Raw genomic sequence first — 23,592 nt, 5'->3', positions numbered from 1 at the left:
CCGTGTCACACCGTGTCGTCCGGCGCGTGTTTCTCTTTCATCCGTACGGCTTCCTCGGCGTACCGTTTTCGGGTCGTCTCGTCGTCCACCGTCGACAGTCTGTCATCTCCGACGGATATCGCGGCGGTCGTCTCGCCGCCGAGGCGTCCGGCCCGCTCCTTCCGGAGATACCGTCCGCCGTTGGACGTGGCGTACACCAGCGTCAACAGGTCGCGGTCGGAGTATGTTCGCTCCACCAACCAGACGCGCACGTCGTCCCCGTCGTCCACCTCGGTTCCGTCGGTCGCACCGTCCGAATCGTCCATGGTCGTGCCTTCGTCCGTCGCCGATTTGTATCTGGCGAGGACGGTTAGCCGCAACCTTATTTATCTCAGTCGCCGACCCGACAAACGATGCAACAGTCCCCGCTGTCCCAGGCGTCGGACGACCGCCTGCTGGACATGCTGTTCGCGGGAGAAGAGATAGAAGAGGAAATCGAACTCGAAGGGGCGCGGATCGCGGTGACGAGCCACCGCGTGCTCGCGTTCATGCCGGAAGGCGGGGGGCGACGGTTCGACCACGAAGACAGGCCGAACGTCCTCGACGCGAGCGTCCAGCCCGCCGGACAGCACGGCTACCTCTCGTGGAGCGTCCGGAGCCTCGTCTACGGAGCGCTTCTCCTCGGCGGAGGCTATCTGATAACCAGCAGCGGTATCCTCGCGCAACTCGGCGGGGCGCAGGAATCGGGCGGGCAGGTCGTGGGCGGGGTGAACCAGATGATAACGCTCACGGTCGGGTTGTTCTCGGTGCTCCTCGACGTGTTCTTGCTGGTCGGCGCGGTGTTGGTGCTCGCCGCCGTCGCGCTCTGCGGCCTCTATCTCGCCAGTCGGTCGGAGGAGTTGGTCATCGAGCGCGCCGGGCGCGACCCCATCCGCGTGCCGGTCGACGGCGAGGAAGCCGAGGACGCCGCCCGCCGGCTTCGGGAGACGCTAGGGACAAGTTCAAAGCCGAGCGCCGACTAAGCGCGGTCGATGGATTCGGCGACCGTCAGGGAACGCGCGTCGGAGCTACCGCGCGAACCCGGCGTCTACCAGTTTTTAGAGGACGACACCGTTCGGTACGTCGGCAAGGCGGTCGACCTCCGGGCGCGCGTGCGCTCCTACGCGGACCCCCGGAGCAACCGCATCGGGCGGATGGTCGATCGAGCGGACGCGCTGGACTTCGCGGTCACCGACACGGAGACGCAGGCGCTCCTGCTGGAGGCGAACCTCATCAAACGCTACCAGCCGCGGTACAACGTCCGGCTGAAGGACGACAAATCGTATCCGCTCGTGCAGTTGACGGCCCACGAGTTCCCGCGAATCGAGATCACCCGCGACCCCGACCGAAAAGGCGCGACCGTCTTCGGCCCGTTCACGAACAAGTCGCGCGTCGAGACGGTGGTCAAAGCGCTCCGGGAGACGTACGGCGTTCGCGGCTGTTCGAACCACAAGTACGCGAACCGCGACCGCCCGTGTCTCGACTACGACATCGGCCTCTGCACCGCGCCCTGCACGAACGAAATCGGGCGCGAATCGTACCTCGCCGACGTGGAGAGCGTCGAGCGATTTCTGGGCGGCGAGACCGATATTCTGGCCGCGCCGCTCCGCCGGGAGATGGAACGGGCGTCGCAGGAAAAGGAGTTCGAGCGCGCGGCCAACCTCCGCGACCGGCTCGAGGCGGTCGAGGCGTTCCACGGCGGGGACGCCGACGCCATCGCGTCCCAGACCGACGAGCGAACCGTCGACGTCCTCGGGGCCGCGGTCGGGGGCGAACGGGCGACCGTCGCGCGCCTGCACAGCGAGCGCGGGCAACTCGTCGACCGCGACCGCCACACCCTCTCGGTGCCGGACGACGATGGCGACGGCGTGGCGGCGGTGCTCGGAGCCTTCCTGCCGCAGTTCTACGCCGAGCGCGAGATGCCCGACGCCCTCCTGCTCTCGGAGCGCCCCGACGACGACGACGTGCTCGACTGGCTGGAAGCCGAGGGCGTCGCGGTGCGCGTCCCGGGCGCGGGGCGCGAAGCGACGCTCGTCGACCTCGCGCTGAAGAACGCCCGGAGCGGGGCGACCGACCCCGACGAACTCCGGGCGCTGGCGGACGCGCTCTCGCTCCCCTCGGTCGAGCGCATCGAGGGGTTCGACGTGAGTCACGCGCAGGGGTCGTCGGTCGTCGGCAGCAACGTCGTCTTCGCGGGCGGATCGGCCGAGAAGGCCGACTACCGCCGGAAGAAGCTGGACGAGCGAAACGACGACTACGCCAACATGCGCGCCCTGCTGCGGTGGCGCGCGAAGCGGGCGGTCGACGGGTACGACGACCGCCCTGACCCCGACCTGCTCCTCATCGACGGCGGGAAGGGTCAGCTCGACGCGGCGCGCGAGGCGCTCGCCGAGGTCGGCTGGGACGTACCCGCCGTCGGACTCGCCAAGGCCGAAGAAATCGTCGTCACGCCGAGCGGAACCTACGATTGGCCGCGCGACGCGCCGCACCTCCACGTCCTCCAGCGGGTGCGCGACGAGGCCCACCGGTTCGCGGTGCAGTACCACCAGACGCTTCGGGACGACGTTTCGACGGAACTGGACGACGTGCCCGGCGTCGGGCCGAAGACCCGGCGGTCGCTGCTCCGCAGGTTCGGCAGCCTCGACGGGATTCGAAGCGCGTCGGACGCGGAGCTTCGGGGCATCGAGGGCGTGGGCGAGAAGACCGTCGCGGCGCTGCGACGGCGGTTCTGAGCGCCCTGCGAGCGCTCGACCGCGCCTCGCCGCCGCCGTCTCAACACACTTATCTTGCGCCTATCCCGTAACTGCCCTATGAGCGATATCGTTGTCACGCTTCCGGACGGCTCGGAGCTCCGAATGGAGGAAGGGTCGACCGTGGAGGACGTGGCGTACGAAATCGGCCCCGGACTCGGCAAGGACACGGTGGCGGGAGTGGTGGACGGCGACCTCGTCGACAAGGCGACGCCGCTCACCGAGGACTGCGAACTCGTCATCGTCACCGAGCAGAGCGACGAGTACGTGGACGTGCTCCGCCACTCCGCCGCCCACGTGTTCGCGCAGGCTCTCCAGCGACTCCACCCGGAAGCGAAGCTCGCCATCGGACCGTGGACGGACGAGGGCTTCTACTACGACGTCTCCGGCGTCGAACTCGACAGCGAGGACTTGGCCGAAATCGAGGACGAGGCGCAGGACATCATCGAAGAGGACGTCGCCATCGAGCGCACCGAGAAGTCGCGCGAGGAGGCGTTCGACCTGTACGAGGACAACCCCTACAAGCAGGACGTCCTCGACACCGAGGCGGCTGGCGAAGACCCCATCTCGTTCTACGAACAGGGCGAGTTCTTCGACCTCTGTAAGGGGCCGCACGTCGAATCGACGGGCGAAATCGGCGGGTTCGCCGTCCTCGAAACCTCGGCGGCCTACTGGCGCGGCGACGAGGAGAACGAGACGCTGACCCGCGTGTACGGCACCGCTTTCCCCACCGGAAGCGAACTCGAACAGTTCCTCGAACGCCGCGAGCAGGCGGCGGAGCGCGACCACCGGAAGCTCGGGCGGGAACTCGACCTGTTCTCGATTCCCGAGGTCACCGGGCCGGGGCTCCCGCTCTACCACCCGAACGGAAAGCGCATCCTCGACGAACTCTCCACTTACGTCGCCGACCTGAACCTCGACGCGGGTTACGAACCGGTCGAGACGCCCCACCTCTTCCGCACCGAACTGTGGCAGCGGTCGGGCCACTACGACAACTACGTCGACGACATGTTCCTGCTCGACGTGAACGACGAGGAGTACGGGCTGAAGCCGATGAACTGCCCCGGCCACGCGACCATCTTCGACCAGCACAGTTGGAGCTACCGCGACCTGCCGGTGCGGTACTTCGAGGACGGGAAGGTGTACCGCAAGGAACAGCGCGGCGAACTCTCCGGCCTCTCGCGCGTCTGGGCGTTCACCATCGACGACGGGCACCTGTTCGTCCGCCCCGACCAGATTCGGGCCGAGGTGGACACCATCATGGAGATGATATTCGAGGTGCTCGAAACGTTCGACCTCGACTACTCGGTCGCCCTGGCGACCCGCCCCGAGAAGTCGGTCGGGAGCGACGAGATATGGGAGCGGGCCGAATCGCAACTCGAATCCGTCCTCGAGGAGTCGGAGATGGACTACCGCCTCGAGGAGGGCGACGGCGCGTTCTACGGGCCGAAGATCGACTTCGCCTTCGAGGACGCCCTCGGGCGCGAGTGGGACGGACCGACCGTGCAACTCGATTTCAACATGCCCGAGCGGTTCGACCTCGAGTACGTCACCGAGGAGAACGAGCGGGAGCGTCCGGTCATGATACACCGCGCGCTGTACGGCAGCTACGAGCGGTTCTTCATGGTGCTCATCGAGCACTTCGACGGGAAGTTCCCGCTCTGGCTCTCGCCCGAACAGGTGCGCGTCCTCCCGGTCAGCGACGACAACCTCGGCTACGCCCACCGCGTCGCGAACGAACTCGGCGACTTCCGCACCGAGGTCGAGGACCGCTCGTGGACCGTCGGACGAAAGATCCAGCAGGCCCACGACGACCGCGTGCCGTACATGGTCATCGTCGGCGGCAACGAGGAGGAGGCCGGGACGATATCGGTCCGCGACCGCAAGGAACGGGAGGAAAAGGACGTGTCGCTCGAATCGTTCCGCGACCACCTCCGAAGCGAGCGCGAGGAGAAGCGCACCGACCCGGACTTCCTCGCCTGAGCGGTTCGTACCGGTCGAATCCGACCTCGTCGAAACCCTCGGCCGTCCGGTCCGAACTGGTATGTTTTCTCCGGGACGTTCCCGCGTGGCGGACCGAATATCGCTCGACGGGTGCACGCTCGTCGGGGTTGTGAACGGTGAGGAAGGGGAACGCCGAGTCTCAGTCCAACTCGTCGCTCCGTCTCGTCTCGCGCAGGATGAACGGGCCGATGGAGAGCGTGCGCTTCGCCACGGTTGCGATGCGGAGGATGTACGAGAGCAGGATGACGAAGGGGACGACCGCGATGGTCGTCGCCAGACTCAGCACCAACACGTCGTTGCTGATGCCGACCGTCGCGCCGGGGACCGCCCGCGCGTCGAAGTAGTTTATCATCGCCACGGTCACGACGAGCGCGGGAATCGCGGTGTAGAGCATCGCCCGCGAGAGGTTGACGAATTCCCACTGAAAGTACAGCGTCTTGAAGTGTTCGCGCGACGGTCCGAAGAAGTTGAGCGATTCGATGATGTCGTCGAACGCCTCGTCCACTTCCTCGGTGATGGCGTCTTCGTGTTCGTTGCGAATCCGCCGCGCGACGAATATCTTCCACGAGTAGTTGAAGTTGAGGATGGCGGAAAGCACGTCGAACGTTCCGAACTGCGTGTTTTCGAGCGTCTCGCTCACCTCGTCCGCGTTCGCGCTCAACCCGTCGACGTAGCTTCGAATCTCCTCTTTGAGGTCTTCGTCCCGGCTCTCTTCGACCGCGTCGGCGAGCGCGTTCGCCCGATTTTGGGTCTCCTCCATGAGCGACCGCATGAACGCCGCCGGTTCGGGCGGCGCGGTCCGGAGGCCGAGCACTTCCTCGACGTCGCGGCGGAACTCCATCGCACCCTCCATCCGAGTCCGCTGGTCGCCGACCGGTCCGAGTTCCTGCGAGAGCACGAGCTGATTGAGCGTCACGACGAGCGTCACGCCGGTGATGATAGCGCCGATGAATCCCTGAAACGTCGTGTCCACGGGGTCGTCGCCCGGCCCGATGTACTGTTCGAGCGGCGACGGGTCGGCGATGCCGAGGACGACCAGCGCGAGAAAGAACGCGACCAGAATGACCCCGGCGACGAGCCACCGATTCGCCTCCATCAGCACCCACAGTTTGACGCGACTCTCGTCGATCCGCTCGCGCATCGTGTCACTGGGCTGGGAACCACCGTCTGACTCGTCCATGTCCGTCACCAGGACGACCGAACTCAAATAGCCACTGCCGGAGAGCGATTAGGACTGTTCGTCTTCCGTCGCCTGCTCGGTTTCCGTCGCCTGTTCGGCCTCCGCGTTCGACTCCTCGGCGGCGACCTCGGCTTCGAGGTCGGCGAGGTCGACCTCCTCGTCGGGGGACGCCGCTTCCGCCTCGGTCTCCGTTTCCGTCTCGGTCTCCGTTTCCGTCTCGTCCTCGATTCCCATCTCGGCTTTCAGCGTGTCGAGTTCGGCGTCCACTTCGCCGGACGAGCGCATCTCCTCGAGTTCGCGGTCGAGTTGGTCCTTGTCCGAAAGCGCGTCCTCGAACGCGCCCGACTCGTGGAGTTCGTCCATCGCCTCGGCGCGCGCTTCCATCTCCTCGGTCTGCTCTTCGGCGCGCTCGATGGCCATCCCGACGTTCTGCATCTCGTCGCCGACGCCCGTCATCGCCTCCGAGACGCGGGAGTTCGCCTCCGCGGCCTCGTAGCGGGCCTTCATGCTCTCCTTTTTCGTGCGGAACTCCTCGATGCGGTTCTGGAGCGTGTCTTTCTTCTCGATGAGGTTGTCCTGCGTGTTCTGCAACTGCGCGATTTGGCCCTCCAGGTCCTCTATCTGGGTCATCTTCTGCTTTTTCTTCTCCAGCGCGCGCCGGGCCAAGTCCTCGCGCCCTTGATTTATCGCCTCGCGCGCCTGCGAGTTGTGCTTATCGACGTTCTCCTCCAGGTTCCGCTTCTGGATCTCGAGGCGCTTTTTCTGGGTCGTGAGGTCGGCGATGCCCTTCTTCACGTCCTGTAGTTCGTCGCGCATCTGCTCGTACGAGTAGTCGAGCGTCTCGGTGGGGTCTTCGGCCCTGTTCAGGAGGGCGTTTATCTTCGACCGGACCACGTACGACATGCGTGAGAGTACTCCCATACCACTACATTCAGAACCCGACCCTTAAAATCCTCACCAAGCCAACACGCGGTCATGGAGTCGAACAAAGTCGTTCTCCCCGGCGTGCGGGACGTACGCGCGACAATCGACCTTCCCGACGGGGAGGCGAACGCCGTGACCGTCGCGTGCCCGCCGCACCCCGAGTTCGGCGGTAACCGGAGCGACAACCGACTCGTCGCGCTCGGCGAGGTACTCGCCGAGCGCGGCGTCGCCTGCCTCCGGTTCGACTACGGCGAGTGGGACGAAGGGTACGGCGAGCGCGAGGACGCCCGCAACGCGCTCCGGTGGGCGCGTGAGCGCCACGACCGGGTCGGCGTCTTCGGCTTCAGTTTCGGCGGGGGAGTCGCCGCGTTGGCGGGCGCGGACGAGGGCGCTGACGCCATCGCCTTGCTCGCGCCCGCCTCGCGCCTCGCGGAGGACCTCGACGCGGTGGCGGCGCTGGACGCGGTCGAAGTTCCGCTGAAGGTCGTCTACGGAACGCGGGACGACACCGCGAACTGGAAACCGCTCGTGGAGCGCGCGGAGGAACTGGGATTCGAGACGGAGGCGTTCGGCGCCGACCACTTCTTCGTCGGACAGGAACGGAAGGTGGCGGGACGGGTCGGCGAGTTTCTGGTCGAGCACCTCGGCTGACCGGCGTCGGCGTGCCACTTTCTGTCGAAGCAATCCGCCTCCGAAATCGTTTTGACGAACGATTGCCCACACTCAGTATGCCGACTAACCCCGAGACAGACTACGACCCCACGATGGGGGAGAAGTTCATTTTCGTCACAGGGGGCGTCATGTCCGGACTCGGTAAGGGCATCACCGCCGCAAGCACCGGCCGACTGCTCGCCAACGCCGGGTTCGACGTGACCGCCGTGAAGATAGACCCGTATCTCAACGTGGACGCGGGGACGATGAACCCCTACCAGCACGGCGAGGTGTACGTGCTGAAAGACGGCGGCGAGGTCGATTTGGACCTCGGAAACTACGAGCGCTTCCTCGGCGTGGACATGACCTCCGACCACAACGTCACCACCGGAAAGGCGTACCAGAACGTCATCGAGAAGGAGCGCGCCGGGGACTACCTCGGCAAGACCGTCCAGATAATCCCGCATATCACGGACGAGATAAAGCGCCGAATCCGCGAGGCCGCCGAGGGCCACGACGTCTGTATCGTCGAGGTCGGCGGCACGGTGGGCGACATCGAGAGCATGCCCTTCCTCGAAGCCCTCCGCCAGTTCGCCACCGAACAGGACGACGACGATTTCCTGTTGACCCACGTCACGCTCGTCCCCTACTCGAAGAACGGCGAGCAGAAGACGAAGCCGACCCAGCACAGCGTGAAGGAACTGCGGAGCATCGGCCTCCAACCCGACGTGCTCGTCGGACGCTGCGACGACGAACTCGAACCGGCGACGAAGGAGAAGATCGCGCTGTTCTGCGACGTGCCGACGGACGCCGTCTTCTCGAACCCCGACGTGGAGGACATCTACCACGTCCCGCTGGTCGTCGAGGAGGAGGGTCTGGACGAGTACGTCATGCACCGACTCGGACTGGCCGAGCGGGCCATCCCGCACGCCGAACGCGACAACGAGTGGCGCGAACTCGTCACCCAGGAGACGGACGGCGAGGTGGACATCGCGCTGGTCGGAAAGTACGCGCTCGAGGACGCCTACATATCCATCCACGAGGCGCTGAAACACGCCGGACTGGAGAAGAACGTGGACGTGAACGTCCTCTGGGTCGACTCCGACGAGATGGACGACGCCCACGAAGAGCGACTGAAGGAGGCCGACGGCATCGTCGTCCCCGGCGGCTTCGGCAGTCGCGGCACGCAGGGGAAGATAGCGGCCGTCCGCTACGCCCGCGAGAACGGCGTCCCCTACCTCGGCCTCTGTCTCGGATTCCAGATGGCGGTCGTGGAGTACGCCCGGAACGTCCTCGGACTGAAGGGCGCGAACTCCGCCGAGGCGGACGCCGACACGCCCCACCCCGTCATCGACATTCTGCCCGAGCAGTACGAAATCGAGGACATGGGCGGCACCATGCGCCTCGGCGCGCACGAGACGGACATCGAAGCCGGTACGCTGGCGCACGAGGTGTACGGCGCGACCCAGTGCACGGAGCGCCACCGCCATCGCTACGAGGTGAACCCCGAGTACTTCGACGACTTCGAGGGTTCCGACCTCGTCTTCTCGGGGCGCGCGGGCAACCGGATGGAGATTCTCGAACTCGAAGACCACCCGTACTTCTTCGGAACCCAGTTCCACCCCGAGTTCCGCTCCCGGCCGGGGCGGGCGAGTCCGCCGTTCGTCGGTCTACTCGACGCCGTGTTGAGCGAAACCGAGGTCGAACGGGAGGTGGAGGTCTGATGGTCGACGCCGAATCGTTCGTCGCGGAGGCCGTCGACGAGATTCGAGCGGAGGTCGGCGACGAGCACGCCATCATCGCGCTGTCGGGCGGCGTCGACTCATCGGTGGCCGCCGCGCTCGCGTACGAGGCAATCGGCGACCAACTCACCCCCGTCTACGTCGACACCGGACTGATGCGCAAAGGGGAGACCGACCAGATCCGGGAGACGTTCTCCTACATGCGTTCGTTGGAGGTCGTGGAGGCCAGAGAGCGGTTCTTCGAGGCGCTTTCGGGCGTCACCGACCCCGAGGAGAAGCGCGCCGTCATCGGCGAGCAGTTCATCCGCGAGTTCGAACGCGAGGCGAAGGAGACGGACGCCGAGTACCTCGTGCAGGGCACCATCTACCCCGACCGAATCGAGAGCGAGGGCGGCATCAAATCCCACCACAACGTCGGCGGACTACCGGATGCGGTGGACTTCGAGGGCATCGTCGAACCCGTCCGCGACCTCTACAAGGACGAGGTGCGCGAGGTGGCGCGCGCGCTCGACCTCGAGGAGATAATCTCCGAGCGGATGCCCTTCCCCGGGCCGGGACTCGCGGTGCGCGTCCTCGGCGAGGTAACGCCCGAGAAGGTCGAAGTCGCCCGCGACGCGTGCCACGTGGTCGAGGAGGAGCTGGAGGAGTACGACCCGTGGCAGGCGTTCGCCGCGGTCGTCGGCAAGGGAACCGGCGTGAAAGGCGACAACCGCGTCCACGGGTGGATCGTCGCGGTGCGGTCGGTCGAATCGCGCGACGGCATGACCGCCCGAGCGCAGGAACTCGACTGGGAGACGCTCCAGCGCATCCAGTCGCGCATCACGGGGGAGAACGAGAACGTCGCTCGCGTCGTCTACGACGTGACGCATAAACCTCCGGCGACCATCGAGTACGAGTGATGCGCGCAGTCATCGCAGGACCCGACGAGAGCGGACTCGGTTCGGCGCTCGAGGCGGAGGGCGTCGAGACCACCCGCGTCGACGGCATCGCCTCCCGACCCGCGCTCGAAGACGCGGGTATCCACGACGCCGACCTGTTCGTCCTGACCGACGTGAGGCAGGCGACCGCAATAGCGGTGGGAAAGGACGTGAACCCGGGCCTCCGGGTCGTCGTCTACGACGAGAACACGATTCCGGAGTTCGCCCGCGGGCAGGCCGACCTCATCGTCGACCCGAACCTGCTCGGAGCGGACGCGGTCGCTGAGGAACTGGCCGGATAGGCCGGAACGGACAGACCTATTCCTCTCGTCGTTCAACCGTCCTCCATGTCCCCCGACCACGGAGACGGGTCGCTTCCCGGCGAACCTCGAGACGATTCCGTCTCCGACGACCCGGAAGCCGATTCCCCGACCTACGAACTCCGCGACGAACTCCCGACGCCCGAGGAGTTCGTCGCCCTCCGCGAGGCCGCCGACATGGCACCCAGAGGCCTCGAAGCGGTGGAGCGAGGGCTCCCGAACTCGGTGTTCGGCGTGACGGTCGTCCACCGCGACGAGGTCGTCGGCATGGCCCGAATCGTCGGCGACGGCGGTTCCGTGTACCACGTCTGTGATATGGCGGTTCGTCCCGACCACCAGCGGCGGGGGCTCGGCTCGCGGATGATGGAGCGGCTGATGGAGTACTTAGAGGAAAACGCGCCGGAGACGGCCTACGTGAACCTCATGGCGGACGTGGAGGGATTCTACGAGCGGTTCGGGTTCGAGTACACCGCCCCCGCGTCCAGAGGGATGTACCGGCGGATGTGAATCGCCGGCTCGGAGCGGTCGCCCGACCGGGCGCGAGGTTATCCTCGTCCGGCGCGTACCGCCTCCGTGTCTCGACCGGCAATCGGCGGACTTCGGGAACGGAACGACCTCACGCTGCTCGCGACGGTGCTCGTCTGGGGCGTCAACTTCGCGGTGCTGAAAGTGGCGCTCGCCGACCTCCACCCGTTCGTCGTCAACTCGCTTCGGTTCACCGTCTCGGTGCTCGTCCTCGGCGGCGCGTACGTCGCCGGACGGCGCGGAAGCCGCGGCCTGCTGCAACCGATTCGCGCGGGAGGGTGGCAGGTCGTCGCGCTCGGCGTCCTCGGCTACTGGTGTTTCCCGGTCGCCTTCATCGTCGGCATGGACGCGACGACGGCGGGAAACGCGGCGCTCATCATGGCGAGCGCGCCGCTCTGGACGGCGATGGTGAGCCAGTTCACCGGTCTCGAGCGACTCGGCGGGCGAGCGTGGGCGGGCCTCCTCGTCGCGGTCGTCGGAACCGCGGTGGTCGTGCTCGGCGGGACGGACATCTCGCTCGGCGGCGAAACGCTGTTCGGAAACGCGGTCGTGCTCCTCGCGGCGGTCCTCTGGGGCGCGTACACCGCGCTCAACCGTCCCGCGCTCGACCGAGTGTCGCCGCTCGCGCTCACCTTCTTCGGCCTGCTGGTCGCGCTCCCGCTGCTCCACGCGCTCGCGGTGCCGTACTACGGGGGCGTCGCGTGGGGAGCCATCGAACCGCTCGTCTGGGGAGCCGTCGTCTTCGCGGGCGCGCTCGGAACAGGTATCGCCATCGTCTGGTGGAACTCGTCGGTTCGGGCCGTCGGCCCGTCGACGACCGGCGTGTACGGGAACGCGGTTCCCGTCGTGGCGCTCGGGAGCGGCGCGCTCCTGCTCGGCGAACCCGTCGGCGCGGTGCAGGTGCTCGGGACGGTGTTGATCGTCGGCGGCGTGCTGGTCGTTCGGCGCTCGAAACCCGCGATGGCGGAGGAGTACGACGAGTGCCGGACGTGCTGATTCCGCCGGCCGAACCGACGTTCGCACCGAGGCCCGTAGACGGGGAGTCGGAGCGGCCGGAAGGCGAAAAAATCGGTGCTACAGCGTCTCGGCCAGTTCGCGCAGGCGCTCGCTCCCGTCCCGGATGAAGGGCACGCCGTGGCCCATCGCGGCGACGTCGAACGCCGGCGCCTGCTCCGCCAGCGTCACGATGCTGTCGCGCACCTCGTCCGTGTCGTAGCTCACGACCCACTTCGACGCTTCGAGCTTTCCGTGGCTCTCGATTACGAGGTCGCCGAGGAAAGCGACGCCGAGTTCGTCGCTGACGAAAACGGTGTGGCCCGGCGAGTGCCCCGGCGTGGCGTAGGCCGCGAAGCTTCCGACCTCGTCGCCGTCCTCCACGGGGCGAACCGGACCCTCGGGCGGCGAGAGCAGGGTTCGGGCGACGCGCTGGAGCGCGCCCTTGTGGTTTCGCCAGGTCGGCGATTTCACGCCCGAGAGGTACGGGGCGTCCTCGGCGCCGACGTAGACCGGCGCGTCGATGGGGAGGCGCGAGAGCGCGCCGACGTGGTCGAAATCGAAGTGCGTCACGAGCACGCGGTCGATGGCGTCGAGGCCGTACCCCGCGTCCTTCACGCCCCGGGCGATGTCGCCGCGGTCGAAGGGCGTCCCGGCGTCGACGAGCGTCAGGTCGCCGCCGTCGTCCGCGAGGTAGCAGTTCACGCTTCCGAGGTCGAACCACCAGAGGCCGTCCGCGAGTTCGGTCGCCATACCGGCGCTACGACCGCCGGACACTTCAGCGTGAACGGGTAGTTTTTGGTCGTGGAACGCCGAAGGTCGGTCATGGGAACGCCACTGCCGACCGAGTCGTCCGGGGTAAACAGGAAGCGCGCCGCGAAGGCGGTCATCCCGTTTCTCGCGCTCGGACTGTTCGACCTCGCGCTCATCCTCGGCTGGGGGATGGACCCGCTCTGGGGGTTCGCCATCCTCCCGCCCATCCTCTTCATCAGCGTGCTCGCGTGGATCGGCTTCAAATCTGGGTTCATCACCGAGAACGCCGAGCACGGGGGACAATCGGACTGAAGTCGCGGGGACGAACCGATACCCCGAAGTTCGAATTCGGCCCGAGGCGCGCCGCGTCGGTTCGACGAAGTCGACCGGACTTTAAGTTCCGACGGGTCGTCCTCCCGGTATGCTCGACCGCTATCCCGACCTCGACCCGGACGAGGGCGAGGTGCTGACCGAGGAACTGGTCGTGACCGACGACGTGCTCGTGAAAGCATTCGCTCTGGGGCCGGGCGCGGAACTCTCCCCGCACGAACACGGCGACAGCACCAACGTCTTCCACGTTCTCGACGGCGACGCGACCGTGATTCAGGGCGACTCGGAGGAGATCGTCTCGGCCCCCGGCGTCGTGCTCCACGAGCGCGGCGTCGTCCACGGGGCGCGGAACGAGACGGACGAAACGGTGGTCCTCACGGCGAGCCTCTGTCCGTTGCCGTGACGCGACGCTCGCCGGAGGTGTCGCCGCCGAGAACGCTGACGAGGTGGAAATAACCGCCCGCCGTCTCGTTTCTAGTCCACTAATCGCTCGATTTCGGTGACCAGGATTCCGCTCGCGCCGAGTTGCTTGACCTCGTTGATGGTCTCGAACACCGACCGCTCGTCCACGACGGTGTGAACCGCGACCTTCCCGTTTCCGGCGATGTCCATCACGGTCGGGCCGCCGAGACCGGGTATCACGTCCCGGATTTCGTCCAACTTGTCCTCGGGGGCGTTCATCATCAGGTAGCGCTTGCCGTCCGCCGAGATGACCGACCGAAGCGCCATCACGACCTGTTCGACCTTCTCGTCGCCGACCACGTCCTCGCGGGCGAACAGCCGAACCGAACTCGACAGCACCTCGTCGATGACGGCGAGGCGATTCACCTTCAGGGTCGTCCCCGTGCTCGTGATGTCGATGATGGCGTCGGCCATGTCCACGTGGGGCGTGAGTTCCGTCGCGCCGCTGACCTCCACGATGTCGGGGGAGACGTCGGTCTCGGCGAAGTATGTCTCCGCGATGTGCGGGAACTCGGTGGCGACGGTTCTGCCCGCGAGGTCCGCGACGGCGTCGATGTCGCCGTCCTCCGGCGCGGCGAGCACGAGGCGACACTGCCCGAAGTCGAGGTCGAGGAGGTCCTCGACGTTGCCCGGGTCGGCCTCTCGCATCTGGTCCAATCCCGTGATTCCCGCGTCCGCCGCGCCGTCGCTCACGTACTCGGGGATGTCGGCGGCGCGGGCGAACAGCAGCGTCACGTCGGGGTCGACCGTGTTCGCGTACAGCTTTCGGTCGGTACCGTCCACGGTATGCAATCCCGCGTGTTCGAGCAGCTCCATCGACGGGTCGTGCAACCTACCCTTGTTGGGGACGGCGATTCGCATTGTCTCCGGTTCGGGTCGCCAAACGGATTACTCTTGCTTTCCCGGCGCGAACTACGATCCACCAGAGTCATGCGACGGCCCGGCCAATCTGCACGCATGACGACGCTTCGAATCGCGGACGGGCGGGTGCTCCGACCGAACATGACCGTCGAACGCGCCGACGTGCTGGTCGACCGAGACGCGGGGGAGATACTCGCCGTCGGCGACGTTTCGGAGGGCGACGAGACGCTCGACGCGAGCGACGGCCTGGTGATTCCGGGCCTCGTCAACGCCCACTGCCACGCCGCGATGACGCTGCTGCGCGGGTACGCGGACGACAAACCGCTCGAATCGTGGCTCCGCGAGGACGTCTGGCCGGTCGAGAGTGCCCTGACGCCCGAGGACGTGCGCGCCGGAACCGAACTCGCCCTGCTGGAGATGATACGGTCGGGGACGACCGGCTTCGCGGACATGTACTTCCACGTCGACGAGGTCGTCGAAGCGGTGGAGAACGCCGGCGTTCGCGCCCGCCTCGGCCATGGCGTCGTCACGGTCGGCAAGGACGAGGACGACGCCCGCGCGGACTTCGAGACCGGTCTCGAAGTCGCCATGGAGTTCGACGGCGCGGCGGACGGGCGCATCTCGACCGCGGTGATGCCCCACAGTCTCACGACGGTCGGCGAGCGGTACTTGGAGGAGTACGTTCCCCGCGTGCGCGAGGTCGGCGTTCCGCTCCACTACCACGCCAACGAGACGCAGGAGGAGGTCGTCCCCATCGTCGAGGAGCGCGGCGAGCGCCCGATGGAGTACGCCCGCGACGAAGGGATGACCGAATCGGGGGACTTCGTCGCCCACGGCGTCCACCTCAACACCGCCGAAATCGAACTGCTCGCGGAGACGGGAACCGCGGTCGTCCACTGTCCCGCCTCGAACATGAAACTCGCCAGTGGAATGGCCCCCGTGCAGGCGATGCTGGACGCGGGCGTCACGGTCGGGCTAGGAACCGACGGCGCGGCCTCGAACAACGACCTCGACATGTTCGGCGAGATTCGAGACGCGGCCATGCTCGGTAAACTCGCCGCGAACGACGCCGCCGCGGTCAGCGCCGAGTCGGTCGTCGGGATGGCGACCGCGGGAAGTTCCCGCGCGCTCGGGTTCGACGGCGGGCGAATCGAGGCGGGTGCGAACGCCGACCTCGCGGTGCTCGACCTCTCGGCGGCCCACCTCACGCCGCACCACGACCTCGTCAGCCACCTCGCCTACGCCGCGCACGGCGGCGACGTGAGACATACGGTGTGCGACGGGAACGTCGTCATGGCGGACCGCGAAGTGTTGACGATGGACGAACGGTCCGTTATGGAGGAAGCGGAGAAGCGGGCGAGAGCGCTCGTCGAGCGGGCGGAGAAGTGATTCGACTCGTTCGAACCTCCCACCCCAATTTCCACAGCAACGCGAACTTCATGTCCGCTTTCACGAGATAGAAATTGAACTATCATATCGGGTTTTAAACTGTCTCGCCCGTTCTGAACTGTCCGAGTACGGATATAACGGTCTCGAACGAGAATCGGGGTTTATGGGGTCGTCCGGGGTGAAAGAGAGTGCATGAATCCGAAAACGCTCGCACCGATACTCGCGGTGACAGTTCTGCTCTCCGTCGCCGCGCCCGCGTTCGCAAGCACCGGCGAAGAGACGACGGACGGGATGACGGTCGGCGTCTCCCAGACCGACGGCGTCGTCGTGACGGTGGCGTCGAACGGAACGGCGGTCGAGAACGCCTCGGTCACCGTGACGGCGTTGAACAACTCCACCTACTCGGGAGTAGGAAGCTACACCACCGACGCGAACGGAACGGTCTCCCTCCCGACCCCGGCGAACAACACGACGGTCGAAATCGCGGCGACGAAGGGCAACCTGACCGATTCGACCGCCGCGACGCTGCTCGCACCGCAGGAGAAAGAGGAGACCGGCGACGGGCCGTTCGGCCAGCGCGTCTCGGCCTTCGTCCACGCGCTCATCTCCGGCGAGGACGTGAAACACCCGGGCCGAGCCATCTCGGACTGGGTGACCCAGCACAACCCCGCCGCCGACAAAAAGTCCGACCGCGCGGGGTCGAAGGGCTCCGCGGGGAAGAACGGAAAGGAGAAAGGCGACGACCACCCCGGAAAGGGACACGGGAAGGACGCGAATGACGACGGCGAAGAGCGGGACGACCATCCCGGCAACGGGAAGAACGGCCGCGGAAACGGTCGCTGAAACCGCCGTTCAGAACCGTCGACGGAATCGTCGACCGACCGCCGATACGATCACTTTCGATACCGAGGCCGACCGCCTTCGGTAGCGTTTTGGGTGCGGTCACCCATCTCCGAGGTATGGCAGAGTATCCATCGATCAGCGAGCAGTTGGACGACGTGGAGGCTGCTCGCGTCGAAGGGCATCGGAAGATGGACTGGGCGCGCCAACACATGCCGATTCTCACGACGGTTCAAGACGAGTTCGTCGCGGAGAAACCGCTGGACGGCCAGCGTATCGGCATGGCGATGCACGTCGAAGCGAAGACAGCGGTGCTGGTCGAGACGCTGGCGGAGGGCGGCGCGGAGGTCGCCGTCACCGGCTGTAACCCCCTCTCGACCCACGACGACGTGAGCGCCGCGCTGGACGAACACCCCAATATCACGAGCTACGCGAAGCGCGGCGTGGACGAGGACGAGTACTACGCCGCCATCGAGGCGGTCATCGACATCGAACCCACCGTCACCGTGGACGACGGGATGGACATGGTCGCCGCCATCCACGAGGACCACCCCGAACTCATCGACAGCGTCGTCGGCGGCTGCGAGGAGACGACCACTGGCGTCCACCGACTCCGCGCGATGGACGCGGACGGCGCGCTGAAGTATCCGGTCTTCGCCGTCAACGACACGCCGATGAAGCGCCTGTTCGACAACGTCCACGGCACGGGCGAGTCCTCGCTCGCCACCATCGCCATGACGACCAACCTCTCGTGGGCCGGTAAGACGGTCGTCGTCGCAGGGTACGGCTACTGCGGAAAGGGCGTCGCCAAGAAAGCCGCGGGCCAGAACGCGAAGGTCGTCGTCACGGAGGTCGAACCGCGTCGCGCCCTCGAAGCCCACATGGAGGGCTACGAGGTCAAACCGATGGCCGAGGCCGCGAAGGAGGGCGACGTGTTCCTCACGACGACCGGCAACCGCGACGTCATCACCGAGGCGCACTTCCGGGAGATGAAAGACGGCGTCCTGCTCGCCAACGCGGGCCACTTCGACATCGAAATCAACCTCCCCGAACTGTCCGACCTCGCCGTGGCCGAGCGCGAGGCCCGCGACGGCGTCAGGGAGTACGAACTCGAAGACGGCCGACGCCTCAACGTGCTCGCCGAGGGCCGCCTCGTCAACCTCGCCGCGCCCATCGCGCTCGGCCACCCGGTCGAGGTGATGGACCAGAGCTTCGGCGTGCAGGCCGCCTGCGTCCGCGAGATGGTCGAAAACGGCGAGGAGTACGACGCCGGCGTCCACGACGTGCCGGACGAGTTGGACCGCGAAATCGCCGAAATTAAGCTGGACGCCGACGGCGTGGAGTTCGACTCCCTCACGGACGAGCAAGCGGAGTACATGGGTAGCTGGCAGCACGGAACGTAACTCGTCGCAACCGTCTCTCTTTCCTACTCGCTGCCGCGCACGACGTGACCGTACTTCAACAGCGCCACGAACGTCGAGCCGCCGATGGCGTTACCGACCGTCGCGAGGACGAGGAATCGGGCGTAGTCGAGCGCCGTTATCGACGGCGAGAGCAGCATTCCGGCGAGCACCTCCACGTTGCCGGCGATGGAGTGAGGCAGGTGGGCGAGACCGATGGTCGTCGCGATGAGCCAGACGAAAAAGACGCGAGCCATCGTCTCGCGCGCCGCCGTGACGAGCCACGAGAGCAGCCCCATCAGCCAGCCCGCGAGGACGCCGCCGACGAGCAGGAGCGGCGCGCCGTGGTTGAGGAGGTTCTTGGCGATATCGACGAACGCTCCCGATTCGGCGATTCCGTAGGCCGGCGCTAGCGAGACCGCGACCGCCGCGAAGACGCCACCGCCGACGACGTTCCCGAGGTAGACGAGCCCCCACAGCCGGCTCAACTGTCGTATCGACGCCTGCCCGTCGAGCACCGGCAGAACCGCCAGCGTGGTGTGCTCCGTGAACAGTTCGGAGCGACCGAGGATGACGAAGATGAAGCCGACGGCGTACGCGTTCGCCACGACGATTTCCGTGAGCGGTTCCCCCCACGAAGTCGCGACCAGCGTCGTCAGCACCGCCATGAAGAGCGGGCCGAAGCCGATGTCCAGTCCCGCGGACAGTCCCGACAGGAGCAGTCCGTCCGCCGGTCGTTCGAGTTCGTTCAGCCCCGATTCTATCTCCTGTGCGAGGATGGTCTGGCGGGGTTTCTGGTCGTCCGGCGCGGGCTGATCGCCGCGCTCGCGGTCGTCGTGGAGTCCCCGTTGTTCGGCCACTGGCGGTCGTTTCGAATCACGAACAGAAAAACGACGTGGCCGCGCCGCTTCGACCCCTATATTAACCGTGAGACGTTAGTGTCGGATACGAATGGCGAACGCGAAAGGCGACCGTCGGGAGCGCGAACTCGTCAACAGATTGGACGAAGCGGGATTCGCCGTCATGCGCGCCCCCGCGAGCGGGGGTGCGACCCAGCGCGAACTGCCGGACGTGCTGGCGGGGAACGGGGACGTGTTCTACGCCATCGAGGCGAAATCGAGTTCCGGCGACCCCATCTACCTCTCCGGCGAGGAGGTCGAGGCGCTGGTGTACTTCTCGCAGAACTTCGGCGCGAAACCGAAGATCGGCGTGCGGTTCGACCGCGAGGACTGGTACTTCTTCCATCCGGCGGACGTGCACCGGACGGACGGCGGAAACTACCGTGTCAAGAAGGAGACCGCGCTGGAGGAAGGCGACTCGATGGACGACCTCCGGAGCGACGGCGAGGAGGTCGATTCGGAGCACGACGTCCGGGACGTGCTCAACGCGGTCGCGGAGGGCGTCCTCTCGGTGGAGGAAGCGGAGACGATACTGAAGTAGTTACTCGGGTCGCGGCGCGTTCTCGTACTTCAGCAGTTCGTCCGGTTTGTCGATCCGCTCGTGGATGGTCCGGAACGTCTCCTCCGCGCGGAGCACGTTGTGTCGGTCGAGGAACGCCCGCCCCGCGTCGGTGAGGCCGTAGAACGTGTGCGGAAGGTCGCGGCGACGCTCGCCTTCCGGCAGTCGCACCGCTTTCGCGACGCCGTGGTCGCGGAGCGTTTTCAGGTGCGTGTGAACGGTGCTCTCGCTCTTGCTCGGGTTGACCATCGCGAGTTCCTTGAACGACGGCAGTTGCTGGGGGTGCCCGAGGATGTTCTGGAGGAGCGTGAAGCGCGTCTCCTGCGTTACGACGTACAGGGTCTCCGCGCTCCGACTCGACGTTCGGGTCGCCCGAGATGCTGCCCATACTCATCCACTGTTTCCCGCGCGACGTAATCGTTTCAGTGATGATCGAATCGGTCGCAATCGAACTGACGGCGGCCGTTCGATGCTCGACTCGGCGGTTAAAATATATGGTCCGAGCGGAATCAGGGAAGGCGTGGTCTCTCGCTCCGGCGAACTTCCCGGACTCTCCGAAATCGCGGCGAAGGCGGGCGAGCATCTCCACGACGCGAATCTCTCGCTCGAGGAGTACGAGGAGCTCTCGGACGCCGTCAGCGAACTCGCGCCTCTCGTTCGAACGGACGCTTCATACTTCGTCCTCGGCAGCTACGGTCGAGACGAGATTCGTCGCCTGCAACTCGTCGAGGACCGACTCAATCGCCGTCCGAACGCCTGCGCGTTTTTGATGGTCGACGTTCGCGGCGGGTGGAAAAACGGCGCGCTCAAGTTCCGCGTCCTCGCCGATTTCGCCGACTACATCGTCGGCGTCGTCGAACACGACCGAAGCGGTTTCCTCGTCGAGCAAGGGCTGTTCGTGGCCGAAGAGTCGTACTTCGAGAAGACGCACGTGCTCCGACGAGAGTACGAAGGCGAGTCGCCGTACAAGTTGGATGCAAGAGAGCGTCTTCGCGCTCCTCGACGAGGAAGACGCCTCTACGCGCGGGAAGACGCGGACGCCCTCCTCGCGGCGACCGAGAAAATACCGTAGGTTAGTTCGGTTCCGGGAAGTCCGTCAGCTCGGACTGGTCGCTCGGGCGCTCGGGGTACTTGAGCCGCGAGCGCGGGAACGAGTAGCGTCGGAGGTGGTGCTCTTTCAACTGCTCGGGTCGCAGCCCCGACGGAATCGGGTAGAGCACCTCCACGACCGGGTCGTCGGCCGGGTACTCCCGGTTCGTCGGGTACTCGGCGATGGTGCAGTCCTTGTCCGGCACCTCCACCTCGTCGGCTCGCCGGTCGGTCATCCGGACGACGATGAGCAGGTCGCCCGTCGCTCGGTCGACCACGGCGTCGCCGGACTGGAGTTCGCAGTAGTCACAGAAGTGCGTCTCGTCCGCCTTCCGTTCGTCCACGAAGACGACGGAGTCGCATCGAGCGCACTCGACCGCCTCCTTTCCCGGCGGGGGCGTTCGCCCCTCGTTGATTTCGATGGCCACCCGGCGGATGTGCTTGCACCGCACGCCACGCATCATGTGGTCGGGACAGGTGCAGCGACCGCCGAGCAGGTCGACGAAGTACGTGTTGTCGCTCTGGCTTTCGACCTCGTAGAGACCGCCACCGAGCGTCGTGACGGCCATTCGCTCCGCTCTGGCGCGCTGCGAGCGAGGGTCGGCCTCGCCGGTGTCGGCCAGCGGAGCGAGCGATACTTTTCCGGAAGCTGTTGTGTTCGTCATGTTGCTTCCTCCTGTTGCGCGAAACGCAAACGGCGAAAATCGGCGGGGAACTACGTATCAGCGGCGTTTCTGCGTATCATTAGTAGGTGCTCGACGACCCTAAAGCTTTCACCCGCTCCCGCGAGTTCGGGGCGATTTCGCGGCCGATTCGGGGGTAACGGCTCGTTGAAATCGAGACCGACGCCGCAACGCCGGATTTCCTCGGACGCCCTCTCCCGTCCTCGCCCGTCCGCGTTCGAAACGGAGAACTTTTGATGGGACCGCGGGAAACCCCGGACATGAATATCGAGGGCGAGACGCTCCGCGACATCGTCGTCTCCGTCGCGTCGGTCGGACTGTTCATCGTAGCCACTCTCTTCGTCGGCACCCAGTTCGACAGCGGCGGCCTCACGTCGCAGGGAGCGCTCGCGCTCGTCGGCGTCATCGTCGGATTCGTCTTGCTCATGACCGGCGTCGGCTTCTGGCTGGCGCACCAGCACTGAGCCGTTCGAGCGACGCGGTCACGCCAATCTGGTATCTTCCCTGTCGCGCCAGTCGGTCACGGTTCCCGTTTCGTCCAGCGCCTTCTCGTAGTACGCGAGCGGATGTCGTATCGTCTCGCAGCGCTCGTCCGGTTCCACGCAGTCGCCGTAGGCCTGTAGCGACGCGCAACTCGGCGGCGCGTACTGGGCGGTTCGCTCGTCGCGCAGTCGCTCGACTCGGTAGCGCAGGCGGTCCGCCCGCGACGCGGTTCGAACTTCGCAGAGCGCCAGAATCTCGCCCGCGTCGAGACCGATGCTCGTGAGGAAGGCGGTCAGTGCGAACTCGGAGTGGTCGGCGAGCGCCTCGCCGTCCCGCACCTGCGAGAGCAGATGCTTCATGCAGGGCGGAAACAGACCGGGCGCGAGGGTGTCGATGTCGTGCGAGAAATCGGCGTCCGTGAACGACGACTCGAGTTCCGCCACCTCCTCGTCGAGCGCGTCGGCGATCTCCTCCGGCACGGACAGCGGGAGGTCGGCGGCGACGCGCGCCTCCACCGCCGTCCGGAGCAGTTCGTGTAGCTCCGCCTCCGAGACGGCGACGACGCCGTCCGAGAGTCGGCGCGTGACGAGTCGCCAGTCGTCGCCGTCGACGCCCTCGACGAGCGAGAGGTAGGTGCCGACCGCGACGCCGAAATCGTCGCGCTCCACGACCGACTCGGAGAGATCGAAGTCGGAGAGCAAGGTATCGAGCGTGAGCGACGCGCCGCGGGTGCTCTTCAAATCGCCGGCGGCGGCCTCGAAGTCCTCGGTGAACCGCTCGTAGGCCGTGGCCGCCTCGGCGCTCGCGTACTTCTCGACCGCTCCCGGCGCGTCGAGCAGCGACACCAACATCCGCGCGATGGGGTACGAAAGCACCTCGGCGGCGGTTCCCCACCGCCGCCCGTCCTCCGGCGGTCGGGCCGTTCCGTCCAGCAGCGCCCGGCGCACGCGCTCCACGCCGCGCTCGACCGCGGGGTGGCGGTCGCCCTCACCGGCGACGATTTCGGCGAGGTCGACGTTCGCGTCCCGAACCGCCTCGCGGGCCGACGCGAGGAACGGGTATCGGGCGTGAAGCGAGTCCATGATTCGCCCTTCCCGCCGACGCCCGATAAACGCGACGGTCGCGGAGTAACGTGAGATTTCCCGATTCACGGACGAAGAAACGCGGCGTTTCCCCTCGACCGTCGAATCCAATCACCTATTACCGCGGCGCGAGAAGCCGGTTTCGTGCCACGTTTCGCGTATCCGTGTCCGGACTGCCGAACCACGACGAACCTCCACGGACCCGACTGTCAGTTCGACGGAGAGCCGTGGACGGACATCGAGAAAGCGTACACGGACATCGTCGCGGCGCTCTCCACCGACTCGCGCACCGAGGAGGAACTCCGTGAGTCGGCTCACGGACGCTGGGACGCCCTCCGCGCAGCCGCGCTCGACCGCCTCCGCCACGAGAAGCGAGTGGTCGAGAGCGACGGCGCGCTCCGACTGCTCACCGCCGACGAGTTCCGGGAGACGGTGTCGGAGCCGACGTTCGAACCGATGCAGACGTTATACGAGAAGGGAAGCGTGCCGGGGTGTCACGACAACGCCGTCTTCGCCATGATCGCGTGGTACGAGATGGTCGGCCTGTCGTGGCCGGAGACGCGCGAGAACGTCGTCGAGTGGCTCCACGACAGCGGGACGTGGGCCAGGGGCGGGTTCGAGGAATCGACGCCCGAGGAACTGGTCGAGAACAAGCGCCACGTCTACGATGCGGGGTACGGCTGGAAGGAGAAGGCGGAGGCCGCGAAGGCCGTCATCGACCGAAATCTGTAGCTAAAC

At 66.4% G+C, this 23,592-nt stretch carries 27 protein-coding genes; 18 read left to right on the top strand and 9 right to left on the bottom strand.

Going from position 1 to position 23,592, the window contains the following annotated elements:
- Positions 1 to 5 precede the first annotated feature (5 nt).
- Positions 6 to 305: a DUF7967 family protein gene (locus tag LIX00_RS11755; protein WP_227353374.1), complete on the bottom strand. Its 300-nt coding sequence runs from the start codon at positions 303 to 305 to the stop codon at positions 6 to 8.
- Between the two features lie 87 nt (positions 306 to 392).
- Here LIX00_RS11755 and LIX00_RS11750 point away from each other — a divergent pair, with 87 nt between their 5' ends.
- The 3 genes from LIX00_RS11750 (at position 393) to thrS (ending at position 4,751) form a co-directional block, all read left to right on the top strand.
- Positions 393 to 1,001 (top strand): hypothetical protein, encoded by a 609-nt coding sequence (locus LIX00_RS11750; RefSeq protein ID WP_227353373.1) that lies wholly within the window; start codon positions 393 to 395, stop codon positions 999 to 1,001.
- Between the two features lie 9 nt (positions 1,002 to 1,010).
- Complete coding sequence (locus tag LIX00_RS11745; RefSeq protein WP_227353372.1) at positions 1,011 to 2,750, top strand: excinuclease ABC subunit C; 1,740 nt, start codon at positions 1,011 to 1,013, stop codon at positions 2,748 to 2,750.
- A gap of 78 nt (positions 2,751 to 2,828) precedes the next feature.
- Positions 2,829 to 4,751 (top strand): threonine--tRNA ligase, encoded by a 1,923-nt coding sequence (gene thrS / locus LIX00_RS11740; protein ID WP_227353371.1) that lies wholly within the window; start codon positions 2,829 to 2,831, stop codon positions 4,749 to 4,751.
- Positions 4,752 to 4,911: 160 nt separating this feature from the next.
- On the opposite strand, the gene LIX00_RS11735 is transcribed toward thrS, so the two are convergent.
- Positions 4,912 to 5,952 (bottom strand): DUF7972 family membrane protein, encoded by a 1,041-nt coding sequence (locus tag LIX00_RS11735; RefSeq protein ID WP_227353370.1) that lies wholly within the window; start codon positions 5,950 to 5,952, stop codon positions 4,912 to 4,914.
- Positions 5,953 to 6,000: 48 nt separating this feature from the next.
- Entirely contained in the window at positions 6,001 to 6,873 is an 873-nt protein-coding gene (locus LIX00_RS11730; protein WP_227353369.1) for a PspA/IM30 family protein, read from the bottom strand.
- 54 nt (positions 6,874 to 6,927) lie between these two features.
- On the opposite strand from LIX00_RS11730, the gene LIX00_RS11725 reads away from it, so the two are divergent.
- The 6 genes from LIX00_RS11725 (at position 6,928) to LIX00_RS11700 (ending at position 12,027) form a co-directional block, all read left to right on the top strand.
- The gene (locus tag LIX00_RS11725; protein ID WP_227353368.1) at positions 6,928 to 7,527 is read left to right on the top strand and encodes an alpha/beta hydrolase; all 600 of its coding nucleotides are present in this window, start codon (positions 6,928 to 6,930) and stop codon (positions 7,525 to 7,527) included.
- 77 nt (positions 7,528 to 7,604) lie between these two features.
- Positions 7,605 to 9,251, top strand: a complete 1,647-nt coding sequence (gene pyrG, locus LIX00_RS11720; protein WP_227353367.1) for a CTP synthase — start codon at positions 7,605 to 7,607, stop codon at positions 9,249 to 9,251.
- Positions 9,251 to 10,168, top strand: a complete 918-nt coding sequence (gene guaA, locus LIX00_RS11715) for a glutamine-hydrolyzing GMP synthase (protein ID WP_227353366.1) — start codon at positions 9,251 to 9,253, stop codon at positions 10,166 to 10,168. The genes pyrG and guaA overlap by 1 nt, the downstream gene beginning before the upstream one ends.
- The gene (locus LIX00_RS11710; protein WP_438267044.1) at positions 10,165 to 10,488 is read left to right on the top strand and encodes a DUF7126 family protein; all 324 of its coding nucleotides are present in this window, start codon (positions 10,165 to 10,167) and stop codon (positions 10,486 to 10,488) included. The genes guaA and LIX00_RS11710 overlap by 4 nt, the downstream gene beginning before the upstream one ends.
- 45 nt (positions 10,489 to 10,533) lie before the next feature.
- Positions 10,534 to 11,013 carry a GNAT family N-acetyltransferase gene (locus tag LIX00_RS11705; protein ID WP_227353364.1) on the top strand — a complete coding sequence of 160 codons (480 nt, stop codon included), beginning with the start codon at positions 10,534 to 10,536 and terminating at the stop codon, positions 11,011 to 11,013.
- A 66-nt stretch (positions 11,014 to 11,079) separates the two neighbouring features.
- Positions 11,080 to 12,027 carry a DMT family transporter gene (locus tag LIX00_RS11700; RefSeq protein ID WP_227353363.1) on the top strand — a complete coding sequence of 316 codons (948 nt, stop codon included), beginning with the start codon at positions 11,080 to 11,082 and terminating at the stop codon, positions 12,025 to 12,027.
- Positions 12,028 to 12,105: 78 nt separating this feature from the next.
- Here LIX00_RS11700 and LIX00_RS11695 read toward each other — a convergent pair whose 3' ends face one another.
- Positions 12,106 to 12,777 (bottom strand): MBL fold metallo-hydrolase, encoded by a 672-nt coding sequence (locus LIX00_RS11695; RefSeq protein WP_227353362.1) that lies wholly within the window; start codon positions 12,775 to 12,777, stop codon positions 12,106 to 12,108.
- Between the two features lie 72 nt (positions 12,778 to 12,849).
- On the opposite strand from LIX00_RS11695, the gene LIX00_RS11690 reads away from it, so the two are divergent.
- Together LIX00_RS11690 and LIX00_RS11685 are read left to right on the top strand one after the other, a co-directional pair.
- Positions 12,850 to 13,089 (top strand): DUF8142 family protein, encoded by a 240-nt coding sequence (locus LIX00_RS11690; RefSeq protein WP_227353361.1) that lies wholly within the window; start codon positions 12,850 to 12,852, stop codon positions 13,087 to 13,089.
- Positions 13,090 to 13,198: 109 nt separating this feature from the next.
- A complete protein-coding gene (locus LIX00_RS11685; protein ID WP_227353360.1) occupies positions 13,199 to 13,510 on the top strand; it encodes a cupin domain-containing protein in 312 nt (103 codons plus the stop codon).
- 71 nt (positions 13,511 to 13,581) lie between these two features.
- On the opposite strand, the gene hisG is transcribed toward LIX00_RS11685, so the two are convergent.
- Entirely contained in the window at positions 13,582 to 14,430 is an 849-nt protein-coding gene (hisG, locus tag LIX00_RS11680; RefSeq protein WP_227353359.1) for an ATP phosphoribosyltransferase, read from the bottom strand.
- Positions 14,431 to 14,526: 96 nt separating this feature from the next.
- On the opposite strand from hisG, the gene LIX00_RS11675 reads away from it, so the two are divergent.
- The 3 genes from LIX00_RS11675 to LIX00_RS11665 all read left to right on the top strand — a co-directional run bounded on the left by LIX00_RS11675 (position 14,527) and on the right by LIX00_RS11665 (position 18,062).
- Positions 14,527 to 15,819, top strand: a complete 1,293-nt coding sequence (locus LIX00_RS11675) for an amidohydrolase (protein ID WP_227353358.1) — start codon at positions 14,527 to 14,529, stop codon at positions 15,817 to 15,819.
- Between the two features lie 192 nt (positions 15,820 to 16,011).
- Positions 16,012 to 16,662, top strand: a complete 651-nt coding sequence (locus tag LIX00_RS11670) for a hypothetical protein (RefSeq protein WP_227353357.1) — start codon at positions 16,012 to 16,014, stop codon at positions 16,660 to 16,662.
- A gap of 116 nt (positions 16,663 to 16,778) precedes the next feature.
- On the top strand, positions 16,779 to 18,062 hold the full coding sequence (locus LIX00_RS11665) for an adenosylhomocysteinase (protein ID WP_227353356.1): 1,284 nt from the start codon (positions 16,779 to 16,781) through the stop codon (positions 18,060 to 18,062).
- 23 nt (positions 18,063 to 18,085) lie between these two features.
- Here LIX00_RS11665 and LIX00_RS11660 read toward each other — a convergent pair whose 3' ends face one another.
- Positions 18,086 to 18,919 (bottom strand): formate/nitrite transporter family protein, encoded by an 834-nt coding sequence (locus tag LIX00_RS11660; RefSeq protein ID WP_227353355.1) that lies wholly within the window; start codon positions 18,917 to 18,919, stop codon positions 18,086 to 18,088.
- Positions 18,920 to 19,010: 91 nt separating this feature from the next.
- On the opposite strand from LIX00_RS11660, the gene hjc reads away from it, so the two are divergent.
- A complete protein-coding gene (gene hjc / locus LIX00_RS11655; protein WP_227353354.1) occupies positions 19,011 to 19,499 on the top strand; it encodes a Holliday junction resolvase Hjc in 489 nt (162 codons plus the stop codon).
- Here hjc and LIX00_RS11650 read toward each other — a convergent pair whose 3' ends face one another.
- Entirely contained in the window at positions 19,500 to 19,766 is a 267-nt protein-coding gene (locus LIX00_RS11650) for a hypothetical protein (protein ID WP_368410693.1), read from the bottom strand.
- Between the two features lie 271 nt (positions 19,767 to 20,037).
- On the opposite strand from LIX00_RS11650, the gene LIX00_RS11645 reads away from it, so the two are divergent.
- On the top strand, positions 20,038 to 20,589 hold the full coding sequence (locus LIX00_RS11645; protein ID WP_227353353.1) for a DUF8170 family protein: 552 nt from the start codon (positions 20,038 to 20,040) through the stop codon (positions 20,587 to 20,589).
- A gap of 1 nt (position 20,590) precedes the next feature.
- Here the strand turns inward: LIX00_RS11645 and LIX00_RS11640 are convergent, their stop codons facing one another.
- A complete protein-coding gene (locus LIX00_RS11640) occupies positions 20,591 to 21,271 on the bottom strand; it encodes an SWIM zinc finger family protein (protein ID WP_227353352.1) in 681 nt (226 codons plus the stop codon).
- A gap of 254 nt (positions 21,272 to 21,525) precedes the next feature.
- On the opposite strand from LIX00_RS11640, the gene LIX00_RS11635 reads away from it, so the two are divergent.
- The gene (locus tag LIX00_RS11635; RefSeq protein WP_227353351.1) at positions 21,526 to 21,753 is read left to right on the top strand and encodes a DUF7472 family protein; all 228 of its coding nucleotides are present in this window, start codon (positions 21,526 to 21,528) and stop codon (positions 21,751 to 21,753) included.
- A gap of 18 nt (positions 21,754 to 21,771) precedes the next feature.
- Here LIX00_RS11635 and LIX00_RS11630 read toward each other — a convergent pair whose 3' ends face one another.
- Positions 21,772 to 22,854, bottom strand: a complete 1,083-nt coding sequence (locus LIX00_RS11630; protein WP_227353350.1) for a DNA primase large subunit PriL — start codon at positions 22,852 to 22,854, stop codon at positions 21,772 to 21,774.
- Between the two features lie 144 nt (positions 22,855 to 22,998).
- On the opposite strand from LIX00_RS11630, the gene LIX00_RS11625 reads away from it, so the two are divergent.
- Positions 22,999 to 23,586: a DUF7474 family protein gene (locus LIX00_RS11625; RefSeq protein ID WP_227353349.1), complete on the top strand. Its 588-nt coding sequence runs from the start codon at positions 22,999 to 23,001 to the stop codon at positions 23,584 to 23,586.
- The last annotated feature ends 6 nt before the right edge of the window (positions 23,587 to 23,592 follow it).

Origin of the sequence: Haladaptatus salinisoli, from assembly GCF_020614375.1 — an archaeon.
GTDB lineage: Archaea > Halobacteriota > Halobacteria > Halobacteriales > Haladaptataceae > Haladaptatus > Haladaptatus salinisoli.
Note: the sequence above shows the minus strand (reverse complement) of the source record. Positions and strands in the feature narration are given on the sequence as shown.